The following is a 16827-nucleotide window of genomic DNA, read 5'->3' on the forward strand; positions in this document are numbered from 1 at the left end:
CCATAGTTAGTTTTCTCTTTGGAAAAGATAATATTAAAATTTTTCTAAATATATTGACAGTATATCATAAAACACCTATATTTTTTATATAAACTTTCCTCTTAACGGAAACGCTTTCCACTAAACGGAAAAGGGGTGAAGGTATGCATTATTGTTCATCCATGTATGCACCTTTAAAACATGTAATCATTAAACATCCAAAAGACGCTTTTAAAAGCCAAGAGCATCTTGCGAATGAATGGAAAACTTTCAACTATTTATCAGAACCTAATTATCAGGAGGCTCTTATAGAATATGCTGAGTTTATAGCCGTTCTAGAGAAGTATGTTGAACAAATTGATTATTTACCGGCGTCAAATAAAGTAGGATTAGATTCGCTCTATGCACATGATCCTGTGAAATTCACACCACAGGGCGCAATTATTTTGAAATCTGGTAAAAAGTTAAGACAACATGAGGCAGTTGTTTATAAGGAATTTTTGCAAGACAAAGGGATTGCGATAATTGGAGAATTGTCGGGTGATGCTGTTTCAGATGGTGGGGATCTGGTTTGGCTTGATGACCGTACGCTTGCAGTAGGTCGAGGATACCGCACGAACGATGAAGCGATTCGTCAAATTAAGGAAATGACAGCTACTATGGTCGATGAATTTATCGTTGTGCAACTTCCTCATGATTTAGGTGAAGCAGAGTGCTTACATCTAATGTCGTTTATTAGTATGGTAGACAAGGATTTGGCTGTTGTACATTCGCGTTTAATGCCAGTATTTTTCCGTCAGCTTCTAATCGAAAGAGGAATTCAATTAGTGGAAGTACCAAAAGCTGAGTATGATAATTTGGGCTGTAACGTGTTAGCGTTAGCGCCGAGAGTATGTGTTATTCCTGAAGGTAATCCTTCTACTAAACAGCAGTTATTAGATGCGGGTGCAACAGTATATGAATATAAAGGTAACGAAATTACGGTAAAAGGCACAGGTGGACCTACATGTCTAACTTGCCCAGTAGTCAGAGGATAAAAAGGGGACGGATGATATGTTTAAAAATGTGATTGTAAAAACACCAGGCAATAGTTTTGTTAACGGGTTAACAACAAGTGATCTAGGAAAACCTATTTTAGAAAAATTATTTGAACAGCACGAACGCTATGTAGAAGCATTAAAAAAATGTGGTGTAGAGGTTACTCAACTTGATGCAGATGAAGCTTTTCCAGATGCAACTTTTGTAGAAGATACAGCGGTACTAACTTCTGAATTTGCGATTATCACAAATCCAGGAGCAGAAGCACGCAATCGGGAAATTGAAGCAATCGAACCAGCAGTTAAAAATTTCTATGACAAGCTATATTATATTGAAGGACCTGGAACACTTGATGGCGGTGATGTTTTGCAAGCTGAAAAGAAATTTTATGTAGGGATTTCAGCTCGTACAAATGAAGAAGGCGCACGACAATTTAAAGAAATCGTTGAAAAGGAAGGCTATGAAGCAACGATTATTCCATTACAAGATTTCTTCCATTTAAAAACGGGCATCGCATATGTTGGGCAAAATCGTATGGTTGTAGCTGGAGAGTTTATCGATCATCCAGCATTTGAATCTTATGAGAAAATTGTTATTCCACAACAAGATGAATACTCTGCAAACTGCATTCAAGTAAACGATGCTATCATTATTCCAGCAGGTTATCCTGATACCAATCGCAAACTAAATGACTTAGGCTATCAAACGATTGAACTTGAAATGTCTGAATTTAGAAAGCATGATGGCGGATTAAGCTGTTTGTCACTACGATTTTAAGTCAATAAAAAACATGCCCAATCAATTTGTAGGGGAAAAATTGATTGGGTGTTTTAGTACTTTAAATATCTGAAAATTGAATAATTTGATAAAATACGGAAATGGGGAAACACGTTGAGCAAAGGGGAGCAACAGCATAATAATGTATTGAAGCGTTCTATGAAGAGTCGACATTTATTGATGTTATCACTTGGTGGTGTGATTGGCACAGGTTTATTTTTAAATGTAGGTTATACAATTAATCAAGCTGGCCCTGGTGGAGCACTAATTGGTTATTTATTTGGTGGTTTAATTTTATATATGGTGATGAACTGTCTTGGTGAATTGGCAGTGTATATGCCTGTCACAGGTTCTTTCCAAACATATGCAACACGATTTATCAGTCCGTCAGCAGGCTTTTCGTTAGGTTGGATGTACTTTGTTGGATCTGCTGCCACCGCGGGGGTGGAGTTTACAGCAGCGGGCATATTAATGCAACATTGGTTCCCAAATGTGCCGATTTGGATATGGTGTGCGGTCTTTATGGTGCTTCTGTTTACATTAAATGCTTTAACAACGAAAGGTTTTGCAGAAGCGGAGTTCTGGTTTGCAAGTATTAAGGTAGTGGCTGTAATTGCCTTTATAATAATTGGTGTAGCTGCTATTTTTGGCTTAATTCCTTTGGCAGATTGGCCGACACCTCATTTAATGAATTTAGCACCGACAGGATTATTCCCAGCAGGTATTACAATTATTTTTGTCACGATGATGAATGTTATTTTCTCGTATCAAGGTTCCGAGCTTGTAGGAATTGCTGCTGGTGAAACAGAAAATCCAGAAAAAAACATTCCAAGAGCAATACGGACAATCTTGTTTAGAATTATCGTATTTTATATTGCTTCTATAATAGTACTGTCTGCCATTTTCCCATCATCTGAACTTGGGCTACTTGAAAGTCCTTTTGTTACATTGATGAAAATAGCGGGTGTTCCATATGCGGCGGGCATTATGAATTTCGTTATTTTAACAGCAATATTGTCTGTAGGGAACTCATGCTTATATGCGTCCACACGATTACTATGGTCGATGTCAAAAGAAGGCATGGCTCCAAAGTACTTTGGTCGATTAACAAAAAATAAAGTGCCATTAAATGCGCTTATTTTTACGATGCTATTTTCGCTGCTATCGTTATTAACAAGTGTGATGGAAGCTGACGCAGTTTTTGTGTTGCTTATGTCTATAGCCGGAATTTCGGTGACTATTTCTTGGATGGGTATTGCAATGTCTCAATTAATGTTCCGATACCGTTATGTAAAAGGGGGAGGCAATGTGGCAGATTTGAAATTTAAAACACCATTGTACCCGTTAATTCCAATATTTTGTATTGTTTTTTGTGTCATTATATTAGTGTTTTTAGCGTTTGATCCGACTCAAAGAATAGGGTTGTTATACGGCATAGGGTTCTTTGTAGCGTGTATGCTATTTTATAAAGTGAAATTGAGTAAAGTGAGCCCCATCACTTCTGACAAAGAAGAGTCACTGAATGCTTAATGGATGTTTCATTTTTAGTGGATAAAGGAGATTTTAAATATGAATAATTATTTATGGAATACACCAGACAAACTGCGGGCATTATTATGTGAAATTGTAAGCTGGGAAAGCAGAACATTAACAGCAGGTGAAAATGAATTCGCCTTTAAATTAAGAGAGATGTTACAAACGCTTTCTTATTTTCAAGATAATCCTAACTTTATAGAACTGCATGATGCGGGACTTGGTCGCCATGCGGTTACAGCATTGTACAAGCATCCAACGGCTACTGAAACAGTAGTCTTAATTAGTCATTTCGATACGGTTCATACGGAGGAATATGGAGAGCTTGAGCCATTTGCTTGTCGACCAGAAGAGTTGACGAGTATGCTGATGGAACCTAAATATAAAAAAGATTTGCCAGAGGCGGCTAGAATTGATTTAGAGTCGGGAAATTATTTATTTGGTCGTGGCACAATGGATATGAAAATGGGGCTCGCTTTGCACATGCAATTAATTGAAAAAGCGAGTATTGAACAATGGCCAATCAATCTAATTTTAACAGCAGTTCCGGATGAGGAAGTCAATTCTGCTGGTATGCGTGCAGCCGTAGTCGAGTTAGTAAGGTTACGTGAACAATACGATTTAACTTATAAGTTATATTTAAATAGTGAACCTTCGTTTTCACAAGGACCTTCTGATATTAATGAATATATATATTCAGGTACAATCGGTAAGATTATGCCGGCTGCTTTATTTTATGGAAAAGAGACGCATGTAGGTGAGCCATTAAAAGGCATGACAGCCAATTATATTGCATCCTTTATGACGCAGCATATGGAGTGGAATCCAGTTTTCCGCGAAACAGATCTCGGTGAAAGTACACCATTGCCAGTATCCTTACAATTAAAGGATTTAAAAATGGAGTATTCTACACAGACGCCATATCGCGCAGCCGCACTTTATAATGTATTTTTGTTAAAGCGGACGGCAACAGAGGTCATGGAAATTTTTGAACAAGTTGCATTGGAGGCAATGGCTGCTTGTAATATGCAATATAAGCAAATTTGTGAACGCGAACAAGTACAAGGTGTTGGGAAAGTAAATGTACTTCGCTATGAGGCAGTTTTAGAACATGCTATTCAAAAACTTGGCGCAGATGAAGTAAAGCATATTAAAAACCAAGTGCTAGCAAATACAGCATGGGATGATCGGGAGAAGTCGATTCGTATTGTAGATCAATTGATGATTCGATGTCAGGAGCTAACACCAGCAACGGTGCTGTTGTACGCACCTCCGTATTACCCAGCTATTAATTCTTCACAGCATCCGCTCGTCAAGCAATCAATCGAATTAATGAAGAAAACAGCCAAAACATTTGCTATTGAAGTCGAGCAAATACACTATTTCAATGGCATTTGTGATTTAAGTTATGTCAATTATTCAGATGATTCCAATGGCTGGACGGCATTTGAGCGCAACACACCTGTTTATGGTGATACGTATAGTATTCCATTTGAAGCTATGTCTGCATTAAAGGGTCCAGTGTTAAATGTGGGGCCATTCGGCAAAGATGCACATCAAAAGACAGAGCGTTTACATGTAGATAGTGCATTTAAAGAAATGCCTGTGATGATTGAAACCCTGATAAAAAGCTTATATGCAGCAGAGAGTGAAATACCCGCGGAGTAGTGAGATACCCGCGAAAAGAAAGCAAATACCCGCGAAGTAGAGGGAAATACCCGCGAAAAGAAAGCAAATACCCGCGAATCAAAGTAAAATACCCGAGAAACAACTGAACACCAGTAGTAAAGAGATCATCTTAGGTGTTAGCAGAATCCCGCAAAAAAGCTGATGTTTAAATACATCAGCTTTTTTGTCTACCAATACATTTAATGAAAATGTTTTGACCGTGACATTTAAGGAAATGCTGTTTAATAGGTCGTTCAGAACAGATTACCATAAATACTGCAAGTTAATTGGGTAGGAATGGAACGCTAAAAACGTTGACACAAAGCGCTTTCAAGGCAACTTAGGTTGCTTAATGTATACCCGAAGTGGTACAATATAATTTAGTCAAAAAGAGCCAAGGGGGCATTTCTATGTCAATTGAATTAAATAATGAATTCGGCCAAATTGATATTTCAACAGATGTACTTGCACAAATTGCTGGTGGCGCTGCTATAGAATGCTACGGTATTGTTGGCATGGCATCTAAACATCAAATTCGTGATGGTCTAACTGATATTTTACGTAAAGAGAACTTTGCAAAAGGTGTTGTAATTCGACAACAAGAGGAAGATTTACATATTGATATGTATATTATTGTTAGTTACGGGACTAAAATTTCGGAAGTTGCTTATCAAGTACAGTCGAAAGTGAAATATACAGTGGATAAAACATTAGGTATGAGCGTTAAATCTGTCAATATCTTTGTGCAGGGCGTTCGTGTAGCGAATGAGTAAGAGGAGGAACAAATTCGAATGCAGTCTTTAGACGGATTAAAATTTGCTGAAATGGTGCAAATGGGTGCTCATCACCTATTCCAAAATGCAAATTATGTAGATTCTTTAAATGTATTTCCAGTACCAGATGGAGATACAGGGACAAACATGAACTTATCGATGACATCTGGTGCTAAGGAAACAGAACTTCAAGCGTCAGAGCATATTGGGAAAACGGCACAAGCGTTATCAAAAGGGTTGCTTATGGGTGCACGTGGAAATTCAGGTGTAATCTTATCGCAACTATTCCGAGGTTTCGGTAAATTTGTAGAAAAAGAAAGAACAATTAATGCAAAAGCATTTGCTGGTGCCTTCCAAGCAGGTGTAGATACAGCTTATAAAGCAGTAATGAAACCAGTTGAGGGAACAATCTTAACTGTTGCACGTGAAGCGGCCAAAAAAGGTGTAGAAGTTGCTGAAAGTGAAAACGATATCATTGCTGTTATGGAAGCATTTACGGCGGAAGCAAAGGCTTCACTAGAGCGCACACCTGACCTTTTACCGGTGTTAAAAGAAGTGGGCGTCGTGGATAGTGGTGGTCAAGGATTACTATTTGTCTACGAAGGTTTTTTAGCCTCTTTAAAAGGCGAGCCACTACCAAAGAAAAATGATGCAACATTAGATGATTTAATTAATGCCGAACATCATAGAGCCCAAGACTTTATGAATACTGCAGATATTGAATTTGGCTATTGTACGGAAATTATGGTTCGTTTTGAAGATGATAAAGAGCCGTTCAGTGAGGAACAATTCCGTAATGAATTAAGCCCATTAGGTGATTCGTTGCTTGTTATTTCAGATGAAGAAATTGCGAAAGTGCATATTCATTCTGAGCAACCGGGCACTGTTTTAGCGATGGGGCAAAAATATGGTAGTCTTATTAAAATCAAAGTTGATAATATGCGTGAGCAACATTCCGCTATCGTTGGCGAGGATCACAAAGCATCTGCACCAGCTCCAGCGAAAAAAGCTGAAAAGCATCCTTATGCAATTGTTACGATTGCAATGGGAGAAGGTGTGGCTGAATTACTACGCTCGATCGGTGCTTCTTATGTGATTGAGGGCGGACAAACGATGAACCCTTCAACTGAAGATATTGTGAAAGCTGTACAGGAAATTGGTGCTGAAAAAGTACTTATTTTACCAAACAACAAGAATATAGTAATGGCAGCAGAGCAAGCTGTAGAGTTATTGGGTATTGAAGCTGCAGTTGTGGCAACAAAAACAATTCCTCAAGGGATGGCAGCCATTCTATCATTTAATCCAGAAGCAACAGTGGAAACAAACCAAAAAGCGATGACAGAAGCATTTGCTCATGTAAAAACAGGGCAAGTCACTTATGCAGTGCGTGATACGTCGATTGATGGCGTAGAAATTCATAAAGATGATTTTATGGCGCTTGCTGAAGGGAAAATTGTGCTCTCTACACCAGCGTTAAAAGACGCTGCTGAGAAAGTTATTACAGATTTAGTAGATGCAAATACGGAAATCGTAACAATTATTTATGGCGAAGATACGTCTGAAGAAAAAGCCTCTGAATTAATCCGATTTATCGAAGAAAACTATCCAGATGTCGAAGTGGAGTTATTTAATGGTAAACAAGGATTATATCCATATATTATTTCGGTAGAATAATATTAGGTTGCAGAGTGAATGAGTAGACGAAGCAGTGCACAAGTTGTGTACTGCTTTTGTTTATGGTACAAGGAATGCCAGCGTTGAATACAAGGAGAAATAAGCAAAATAGATTGTTTTGTGTATTTCTTCAAAGGACAGTTAACTTGTAAATGCTGGAATATTAGCTCTTTAGAGTGCTTGTATTTGTAGGGAGTACAATAAAGAAATAATATAAATGATTAAGAAATTATAGTCGTTTTAATTTTCTGAAAGTTGATAAAGTAGTGCTTTACTTTTATAGTAACTATCAAGCATGATATAAGTAAAAGTAAAATTATTATATGAATAGAATAGAGGGGTGCTTGTATGAAGTTTACATCGGTTTTTGATATTATTGGACCTGTCATGATTGGTCCATCTTCTTCTCATACAGCAGGTGCAGCGCGTATTGGCCGTGTTGCAAGAGATTTATTTGGCAGACAGCCGAAATGGGTGAAAATCCATCTATATGGTTCGTTTGCAGAAACATACAGAGGGCATGGGACAGATGTAGCAATAATTGGTGGTTTATTAGATTTTGATACATTTGATGAGCGAATCAAAACGGCTTTTGAGCATGCAGAAAGAGCTGGAATGCAATATGAATTTATTCCGGAAACAGCTAATACAGAGCATCCGAATACAGCGAGACTAGTATTTGGTGACGATGATGGCGAAATGTCAATTGTCGGTATTTCAATTGGCGGGGGGAAAATTGAAGTAAGCGAGGTCAATGGCTTCAAGCTTCGCTTAACGGGTGGCATGCCTGCCATTCTTGTTGTACATGATGACCGCGCGGGCTGTATTGCCAATGTGGCAAATTGCTTAGCAATGCATAATGTCAATATTGGCCATATGGAAGTTTCACGTATCGAACGTGGCTTAACGGCTTTAATGGTGATTGAGATAGATCAAAATATTGAGGACAAAGTACTTCAACAAATTTCATTAATACCACATATTACAAAAGTATCGAAAATTAATAACTAAGGGGGTGTCGCAAAATGGATGTATTATTTCATAATGTCCGTGAGCTTGTAGAACGAGCGGAGCGTGAAGAAAAACAAATTTCTGAGCTAATGATTGAACAAGAAATACTAATAAGTGGACGAACACGTGAAGAAATTATGCAACAAATGGATCAAAACTTAACAGTGATGGAGGAAGCAGTTGAACGAGGCTTACAAGGAGTAAAGTCTGTTACAGGTTTAACTGGTGGTGACGCTGTCCTGCTTCAAAATTATATTGCACAAGGCAAATCGCTTTCTGGAGATTTATTATTGGATGCGGTCAGTAAAGCAGTTGCTACGAATGAAGTAAATGCTGCCATGGGCACAATTTGTGCAACACCTACAGCAGGCTCTGCGGGAGTAGTGCCAGGCACTTTATTTGCAGTGAAAAATAAGCTAAACCCAACGCGTGAGCAAATGATTCGCTATTTATTTACTTCAGGCGCCTTTGGTTTTGTGGTAGCAAATAATGCTTCTATCTCGGGTGCTGCGGGTGGCTGTCAGGCTGAAGTTGGTTCGGCAGCCGGCATGGCGGCGGCAGCAATAGTGGAAATGGCAGGAGGGACACCTCAACAATGTGCAGAAGCATTTGCTATTACGCTGAAAAATATGCTAGGTCTCGTTTGTGATCCAGTAGCGGGCTTAGTCGAAGTGCCTTGTGTTAAACGTAATGCAATGGGGGCAGCGAATTCGCTTGTAGCAGCAGATATGGCTTTAGCGGGTGTTACGAGTCGTATCCCATGTGATGAAGTCATTGGAGCGATGTATCGCATCGGTCAGTCAATGAGCCCGAACTTGAAAGAAACAGCGCGTGGTGGACTTGCAGCGACGCCGACAGGCAAAGCAATTAGCAATGCGATTCTTAATAATGGCGATTTACAAAGCATACTAAAAGCAAGAATCACAATAGAGTAAATTGTAAAAGTGTTAGATTGACTGCAATCAATCTAACGCTTTTTTGTTATGATTTGGTAAGACGAATGCTTCCTAATAGGTTACGGGCAATTCATTAATTCATATCGGTCATCTTAGCTAGTTTCGTTTGCACTCAAAATAATATGTGTTTGTAACATTATTATAAATTTTTAAAATTACTTGTCCGCCAACTTTATAGCATTGTGAACTTGCTGAATTAATTTCTTTCGTATTAAAATAACTCGTTGAATGTATTAATAAAGAGATGCCGAGTATAAGAATAGCCAATAACCACAAACCGTTGTTAATGTGTTTATTTTTAGTCATGTGAACCTCCTTTAGTTCGGGAATAATAAATTAACTATTATTCTTATTGTATATTAACTTTTTATGAATATTTTTCCAAATTTATTTTTGGATAAAAGTATCTATATCTTTTAGTAGTTACTACGATAACACGAAAGAAAAGTTTTATGATACAGTTGAAAAGAAAAGTGCTGTACATACGTAAAAATAAAATGTAAATAGCTTAGAGATTCCATGAGCACAAACAGGGACTTGGATAGAAGGGAGGTAGGCTCTTTTGATTAACGAAAGTTTAAAAATGCTGTTGCTTGCAACTTTGTTAATGAAAGGAGCTGTTGTAAAAGGTGACTGAATTAACCAGTCCTGTCTCCGAATTAAAAGGAGTCGGGAAAGAAACCGCAGCACACTTAGAAACACTGGGTATCGAGACGGTAAACGATATTTTATGGACCTTTCCACATCGGCATGAGGATTTCCGTTTAAAGGATTTAGCGCAAACACCACATAATGAGCGAGTTACCGTGGAATGTAAAGTAGAACGTGAGCCGACTGTGTTGTTTTTAGGACGCAACAAATCTCGCTTGCAAGTAACCGTGCTTGCGGGGCGACATTTAGTAAAAGTCGTATTTTTCAATCAAAACTATTTAAAGCAAAAGCTTATACCAGGTACTATTGTGACAGTGACGGGCAAATGGGATAGAGGCAGACAAGTTATTAATGGCACCACTGTCACTTTTGGACCGAAAATCGACCAAGTAGACTTTGAACCTGTCTATAGTTTGAAAGGTTTAATTCCACAAAAACGGTTTCGTAAATATATGCGACAAGTGTTAGATGACTTTGGTGCAGTGCTACCAGATGCGATTCCACAGCATTTGCAGGATGCCTATAAGTTGGTCTCAATACACGATGGGCTGGAAGGTATTCATTTTCCGCAAAATGCTGAACACGCGAAACAAGCAAGAAGGCGCTTTGCTTATGAAGAATTATTAAACTTTCAGCTTCGTATTCAAGCTTTACGTAAACTACGTAAGGATACTGAACACGGTACGGTTATACAATTTGACTTGCAAAAACTACGGGCATTTATTGCTTCATTACCATACGAGTTAACAGGTGCTCAAAAGCGTGTTGTCAATGAAATATGTAAGGATTTAAAAGCTCCGCATCGCATGAATCGTTTGCTACAAGGCGATGTTGGGTCGGGAAAAACGGTCGTAGCAGCTATTTGTTTATATGCTGCTGTGACAGCTGGATTTCAAGGGGCGTTAATGGCACCGACGGAAATATTAGCAGAGCAACATGCTGAAAACTTAATCGCTTGGTTTGAGCCATTTGGTGTACGTGTCGCATTATTATCAGGCTCAACGAAAACGAAGGAGCGCCGTCTACTATTAGCTGCACTTGCTGATGGAGAAATTGATATTGTTATAGGCACCCACGCTCTTATTCAACCTGATGTTCTCTTCAAGAGACTTGGCTTTGTTATAACGGACGAACAGCATCGCTTTGGTGTGGAGCAACGTAGAATTTTGCGTGATAAAGGAGAAAACCCTGATGTGCTCTTTATGACGGCAACGCCTATCCCGCGAACACTGGCGATTACAGCATTCGGTGAAATGGACGTCTCGTTAATTGATGAAATGCCAGCAGGGCGTAAAGAAATTGAAACCCATTGGATGAAAAAAGAACAACTCGGTTCTGTATTAGCTAAACTAGAGTTAGAGCTGACAGCAGGTAGACAAGCATATGCCATTTGTCCTTTGATTGAAGAGTCGGATAAACTGGATGTACAAAATGCCGTAGAGATTTATGAGCAACTCGCATCGTATTTTACTGGACGCTTTAAAGTTGGATTAATGCATGGTCGCTTACCAGCAGATGAAAAAGATGCGATAATGCGAGGCTTTAGCGAGGGTGATATTCACGTCTTAGTATCTACGACTGTTGTTGAAGTCGGCGTAAATGTGCCCAATGCAACGTTTATGGTAGTCTACGATGCGGAACGTTTTGGCTTAGCGCAGCTACATCAGCTCCGCGGTCGTGTAGGACGTGGTGAGCATCAATCCTATTGTATATTAATTGCTGATCCAAAATCCGATGAGGGGAAAGAGCGAATGCAGTCTATGACCGAAACAAATGATGGTTTCCGTCTAGCTGAAAAAGATTTAGAGCTTCGTGGACCAGGAGACTTTTTCGGCCGTAAGCAAAGCGGCTTGCCTGATTTTAAAGTAGCTGATTTAGTACATGATTATAGAACCCTGGAGACGGCACGGAAAGATGCAACAGCAATGATTGAAACAGATGCATTTTGGCATGATGAGACGTATCGATATTTGCGTGAAATGCTACAACAGTCTGGCGTCCTTCAAGGCGAACGATTTGATTAATGTAGCGTTGTGTAATAAGGAATGTGAGGGCTTGTTTTTGAAAACAAGTCTTGCATTCTTTTTTTATACTCTATATACTGATATTAGTACCAAGTGCTAATAACAACTCAAAAGGTGGCGAATGACGTTGAGACGAACGAAAAAAGAGCGACAGCGATTATTATCTGAAACGATTGCGGAAAATCCATTCGTCACAGATGAACAACTCGCGTCGGAGTTTCAGGTAAGTGTTCAAACAATACGATTGGATCGTATGGAATTAGCAATTCCCGAATTGCGTGAACGTATTAAAGATGTGGCTTCGAAAACTTATGAAAATGAAGTGAAATCGTTACCGATTGACGAAGTAATCGGTGAAATTATTGATATAGAATTAGACAATCGTGCATTATCAATTTTTGACGTAAAAGATGAGCACGTTTTTCAACGCAATGGCATTGCTCGTGGACATCATTTATTTGCACAAGCAAACTCATTAGCTGTAGCGGTTATTGATGATGAACTTGCATTAACAGTGCACTCCAATATTACATTTGTGAAACCTGTAAAAGCCGGAAATCGTGTTATTACTAAGGCGGTCGTTGTTGGAAGAGATGATGAACGCCATCGTACAAAAGTAGAAATAGTATCTACTGTAAATGGTGAAACAGTTTTGGTTGGTGAATTCGATATGTACCGCACGAAAGGTAAAGGTGAACAAGAATGAAATTAGCACTTGATGGAATGGGTGGCGACAATGCGCCAAAGTCAGTAGTGGAAGGTGCATTATTAGCATTAGAACAAATTCCAAATTTGGAAATTCAATTATATGGACAGCAAGAAAAGCTTGATCCTTATTTGAAAATGCATGACCGTTTAACGGTTATTCATTGTGAAGAAGTGGTCGAGGGCACAGATGACCCTGCACGTGCTGTACGACGTAAAAAAGATTCATCGATGGCACGTATGATGGATGCAGTGGAAGAAGGGAAGGCAGACGCTTGTCTTTCGGCTGGAAATACAGGTGCATTAATGGCAGGTGGTTTGTTTAAGGTAGGACGTATTGAAGGTATTGCACGACCTGCACTAGCTACGACATTACCGACACTTGATGGCAAAGGGTTTTTAATGCTTGATTTAGGAGCGAATGCAGATGCACGACCAGAGCATTTACTGCAATATGCGATTATGGGTGATATATACGCCAAAAAGGTAGGCGGTTTACAAAAGCCACGTATTGGTCTTTTAAATATCGGAACTGAAGATAAAAAAGGCAATGATTTAACGAAAGCCGCTTTTGCATTACTAAAAGAAGCAGACTTGAATTTTATCGGCAACGTTGAGGCGCGTGATTTACTTGATGGGGTAGCAGACGTTGTTGTGACAGATGGATTTACAGGCAATATGGTACTGAAGTCAATAGAAGGAACAGCGGGTGCGTTGTTTACAATGCTAAAAGAGGCCTTTATGTCTTCTACCAAAACGAAAATTTCAGCAATGTTGATGAAAAATAATTTACGTGACTTAAAAAATAAAATGGACTACACAGAGTATGGCGGTGCAGGTTTGTTTGGTTTACAAGCACCTGTAATTAAAGCGCATGGATCATCCAATGCGAAAGCAATCTTTAGTGCAATCCGTCAAGCCAATACAATGGTTGAGCATACAGTGATATCAACGATTACTGATACAGTACGTCACTTAGAAATTGATTAACAAAGGGGATTAGTAAGACATGACGAAAATTGCATTTATTTTTCCAGGCCAAGGCTCACAGACGGTTGGTATGGGTCAAGAATTTATAAGCAATTCGCAAGAAAGCAAGGCTTTTTACGAAAGTGCTAACAAAACACTTGGTTTTGACTTATCTAAATTAATGCTAGAGGGACCTGCTGAAGAGTTAACACTAACATACCATGCGCAACCAGCATTATTAACGACAGGTGTTATGGTTGCTGAAAAATTGCGTGCTGCTGGCATTACGCCACATTATGCCGCTGGTCACTCTCTTGGAGAATACGGTGCATTAGTCATCGCAGGTGTGCTATCGTTTGAGGATGCTGTAGCTGTTGTTCATAAACGTGGTTTATACATGAACGAAGCGGTACCAGCAGGGCAAGGTGCAATGGCAGCTATTCTTGGCATGGAGCTTGAGGCGTTACATGCAGTTACTGCTAAAGTTACAGCTGAAGGTGATGTAGTTCAAGTTGCAAACGTCAACTGTCCAGGACAAATTGTCATTTCTGGTACTAAGGAAGGCGTTGATAAGGCCTCTGTAGCTGCAAAAGAAGCGGGTGCAAAACGTGCAATTCCGTTAGTAGTCAGTGGACCTTTCCATTCAGAATTAATGCGACCATCCTCAGAACAATTACAAGCTACGCTAGCCGAAATTACTTTATCTGAACCACAAATTCCGGTAATTAGCAACGTGAAGGCGAAAGAATTACAAGATGTACCAGCTATTCAACAAGAGTTAGTTGAACAAGTGTATAGCGCTGTACAATGGGAAGCATCCGTGCGCGAAATGATTGCACAAGGCGTGGATGTATTTATCGAGTGTGGCCCTGGTAAAGTGTTAAGTGGCTTAGTTAAGAAAATAGATCGTTCAGTGGCAACGTATTGTGTATATGATGAAGCGTCATTAGAAGCAGTATTAGAAGCGTCGAAGGAGTGGTCAATCAATGCGTAAATTAGAAGGTAAAGTTGCAGTTGTAACAGGTGCTTCACGAGGAATTGGACGTGCGATTGCATTGAAGCTTGCGGATGAAGGTGCAAAGGTTGTTGTTAACTATAGCGGCTCACAGGCAAAAGCAGAGGAAGTCGTTGCGACAATTCAAGCAAATGGTGGCGAGGCGATTGCCGTTCAAGCAAGTGTCTCCAAAACAGAGGAAGTTACTGCATTAATGGATGCGGCAGTCAAAACATTTGGCGCGCTTGATATTTTAGTAAATAATGCAGGAATTACTCGCGATAATTTATTGATGCGCATGAAAGAAGAAGAATGGGACGATGTACTCGATACAAACTTAAAAGGTGTGTTCCTTTGTACAAAAGCAGTCACTCGTCAAATGATGAAGCAGCGTGCAGGGCGCATCATTAATATATCTTCTATCGTTGGTGTTGCTGGTAATGCAGGGCAAGCTAATTATGTAGCGGCAAAAGCGGGCGTTATTGGCTTAACAAAAACGACGGCAAAAGAACTTGCGTCACGTAATATTTTAGTAAATGCCATTGCACCAGGATTTATTGAAACTGAAATGACTGAACAGCTTCCAGAAGATTTAAAACAAGGCATGCTGACACAAATTCCTCTCGCTAAACTTGGGCAACCTGAGGATATTGCGAAAGCAGTTGCGTTTTTAGCTTCTGAAGATGCAAACTATATGACAGGCCAAACGCTACATATTGACGGCGGCATGGTGATGTAATAATATGCTATAGCATAATTTTAAATTTTTTGTATAATCATTTGAGGGGAGGTGAACGTTTTGACTACAGTATTAGAGCGCGTAACAAAAGTAATCGTAGACCGTTTAGGTGTTGAGGAAAGTGAAGTTACACTAGAAGCTTCTTTCCGTGATGATTTAGGTGCAGACTCATTAGACGTTGTTGAGCTTGTAATGGAGCTTGAAGACGAATTCGATATGGAAATTTCTGATGAAGATGCTGAAAAAATTTCAACAGTTGGTTCTGCTATTTCATACATCGAAGGTAAAATTAACTAATTTTCTGGTAGATGACACAGATTTTGATAATACAAAATCTGATACCATTGTAGACTTACATCAAAGCATAATGGCAAAAGCTTATATGCTTTGATGTATTTTAAAGGTACGAAATGGTTCGTTTTTCGAACGATGGAAGTACCTTTTTTTATTTTTGTTAAAAAAATACGAAAAAACTTCCAAAACATTGTATTTATGCCGAAATACTTTTGCATAAATGCCTTGAAAAAGGTACACTAAGACGGTAGAAACTATTAGGAAGGCAGATTGTTCAATGGCTATGAGAAGAAAAGGAACTATGCAGAAATCAGGCGTACTTCCTGAAAAAGTACGCAATCAATTCGAGCTATTACAGCATGAATTAAACATCACATTTATTAATAAAAATTTATTGTATCAAGCATTCACGCATTCATCTTATGTGAATGAGCATCGCCGTAAATTGTTTACGGATAATGAGCGTCTCGAGTTTTTAGGCGACGCTGTACTTGAACTGTCTGTTTCTAAATACCTTTTTGAGAAATACCCGCATATGAGTGAGGGCGAATTAACAAAATTACGAGCATCAATCGTTTGTGAGCCATCCCTTGTTATTTTTGCAAATGAATTAGGATTTGGTCGCTTTGTATTGCTTGGAAAAGGTGAAGAATTAACAGGTGGACGGGAACGCCCAGCGCTACTTGCAGATGTTTTTGAATCATTTGTAGGTGCTCTTTATTTAGATCAGGATTTGCAAACGGTCGTGACATTTTTAGAACGAATCGTGTTCCCAAAGGTAGAAGTCGGTGCTTTTTCGCATGTGATGGATTTTAAAAGCCAGTTACAAGAAATGGTACAGCAAACAAACAACGGTTTACTTCATTATGAAATTATTGATGAAAAGGGCCCAGCGCATAACCGTACCTTTGTATCAAGCGTGTTATTAAATGGACAAGAGCTTGGTATTGGTCGAGGAAAATCAAAAAAAGAAGCCGAGCAACAAGCAGCACAATGTGCGATGCGCGCAATGCGTGAGCATACTGCTAAAGAGGAGGCTTAA

15 protein-coding genes are annotated in these 16827 nt (G+C 39.2%); all 15 read left to right on the top strand.

Translation table 11 applies throughout. From position 1 onward, the window contains the following. The first annotated feature begins 143 nt into the window (after positions 1–143). On the top strand, positions 144–1016 hold the full coding sequence (locus tag MHH88_RS04965; protein ID WP_339261721.1) for an arginine deiminase family protein: 873 nt from the start codon (positions 144–146) through the stop codon (positions 1014–1016). A 16-nt stretch (positions 1017–1032) separates the two neighbouring features. Then, on the top strand, positions 1033–1794 hold the full coding sequence (locus MHH88_RS04970; protein ID WP_339261722.1) for an arginine deiminase family protein: 762 nt from the start codon (positions 1033–1035) through the stop codon (positions 1792–1794). A gap of 159 nt (positions 1795–1953) precedes the next feature. Continuing rightward, a complete protein-coding gene (locus MHH88_RS04975; protein ID WP_339261723.1) occupies positions 1954–3324 on the top strand; it encodes an amino acid permease in 1371 nt (456 codons plus the stop codon). A 39-nt stretch (positions 3325–3363) separates the two neighbouring features. Further along, positions 3364–4995: a M20/M25/M40 family metallo-hydrolase gene (locus tag MHH88_RS04980; RefSeq protein ID WP_339261724.1), complete on the top strand. Its 1632-nt coding sequence runs from the start codon at positions 3364–3366 to the stop codon at positions 4993–4995. Between the two features lie 410 nt (positions 4996–5405). Next, positions 5406–5768, top strand: coding sequence for an Asp23/Gls24 family envelope stress response protein (locus MHH88_RS04985; protein ID WP_024362072.1), 363 nt, complete (start codon positions 5406–5408; stop codon positions 5766–5768). A gap of 18 nt (positions 5769–5786) precedes the next feature. Next, on the top strand, positions 5787–7442 hold the full coding sequence (locus MHH88_RS04990) for a DAK2 domain-containing protein (protein ID WP_339261725.1): 1656 nt from the start codon (positions 5787–5789) through the stop codon (positions 7440–7442). A gap of 348 nt (positions 7443–7790) precedes the next feature. Then, positions 7791–8453: an L-serine ammonia-lyase, iron-sulfur-dependent subunit beta gene (gene sdaAB / locus MHH88_RS04995; protein ID WP_339261726.1), complete on the top strand. Its 663-nt coding sequence runs from the start codon at positions 7791–7793 to the stop codon at positions 8451–8453. 14 nt (positions 8454–8467) lie between these two features. After that, a complete protein-coding gene (gene sdaAA / locus MHH88_RS05000) occupies positions 8468–9388 on the top strand; it encodes an L-serine ammonia-lyase, iron-sulfur-dependent, subunit alpha (protein WP_024362069.1) in 921 nt (306 codons plus the stop codon). Positions 9389–10038: 650 nt separating this feature from the next. Further along, on the top strand, positions 10039–12084 hold the full coding sequence (recG, locus tag MHH88_RS05005) for an ATP-dependent DNA helicase RecG (RefSeq protein WP_339261727.1): 2046 nt from the start codon (positions 10039–10041) through the stop codon (positions 12082–12084). A 127-nt stretch (positions 12085–12211) separates the two neighbouring features. After that, positions 12212–12790 (top strand): transcription factor FapR, encoded by a 579-nt coding sequence (gene fapR, locus MHH88_RS05010; RefSeq protein ID WP_024362067.1) that lies wholly within the window; start codon positions 12212–12214, stop codon positions 12788–12790. After that, positions 12787–13779, top strand: coding sequence for a phosphate acyltransferase PlsX (plsX, locus tag MHH88_RS05015; RefSeq protein WP_069510161.1), 993 nt, complete (start codon positions 12787–12789; stop codon positions 13777–13779). Before fapR ends, plsX begins: the two co-directional genes overlap by 4 nt. A gap of 19 nt (positions 13780–13798) precedes the next feature. Further along, positions 13799–14752 (top strand): ACP S-malonyltransferase, encoded by a 954-nt coding sequence (gene fabD / locus MHH88_RS05020; protein ID WP_339261728.1) that lies wholly within the window; start codon positions 13799–13801, stop codon positions 14750–14752. Continuing rightward, positions 14745–15491 carry a 3-oxoacyl-[acyl-carrier-protein] reductase gene (gene fabG / locus MHH88_RS05025; protein WP_024362064.1) on the top strand — a complete coding sequence of 249 codons (747 nt, stop codon included), beginning with the start codon at positions 14745–14747 and terminating at the stop codon, positions 15489–15491. The genes fabD and fabG overlap by 8 nt, the downstream gene beginning before the upstream one ends. A gap of 60 nt (positions 15492–15551) precedes the next feature. Next, on the top strand, positions 15552–15788 hold the full coding sequence (gene acpP, locus MHH88_RS05030; protein WP_024362063.1) for an acyl carrier protein: 237 nt from the start codon (positions 15552–15554) through the stop codon (positions 15786–15788). A 280-nt stretch (positions 15789–16068) separates the two neighbouring features. After that, the gene (rnc, locus tag MHH88_RS05035) at positions 16069–16827 is read left to right on the top strand and encodes a ribonuclease III (RefSeq protein WP_172583037.1); all 759 of its coding nucleotides are present in this window, start codon (positions 16069–16071) and stop codon (positions 16825–16827) included.

It is taken from the genome of Lysinibacillus sp. FSL K6-3209, assembly GCF_037976175.1.
In the GTDB taxonomy this organism is placed as follows: Bacteria; Bacillota; Bacilli; order Bacillales_A; family Planococcaceae; genus Lysinibacillus; species Lysinibacillus sphaericus_D.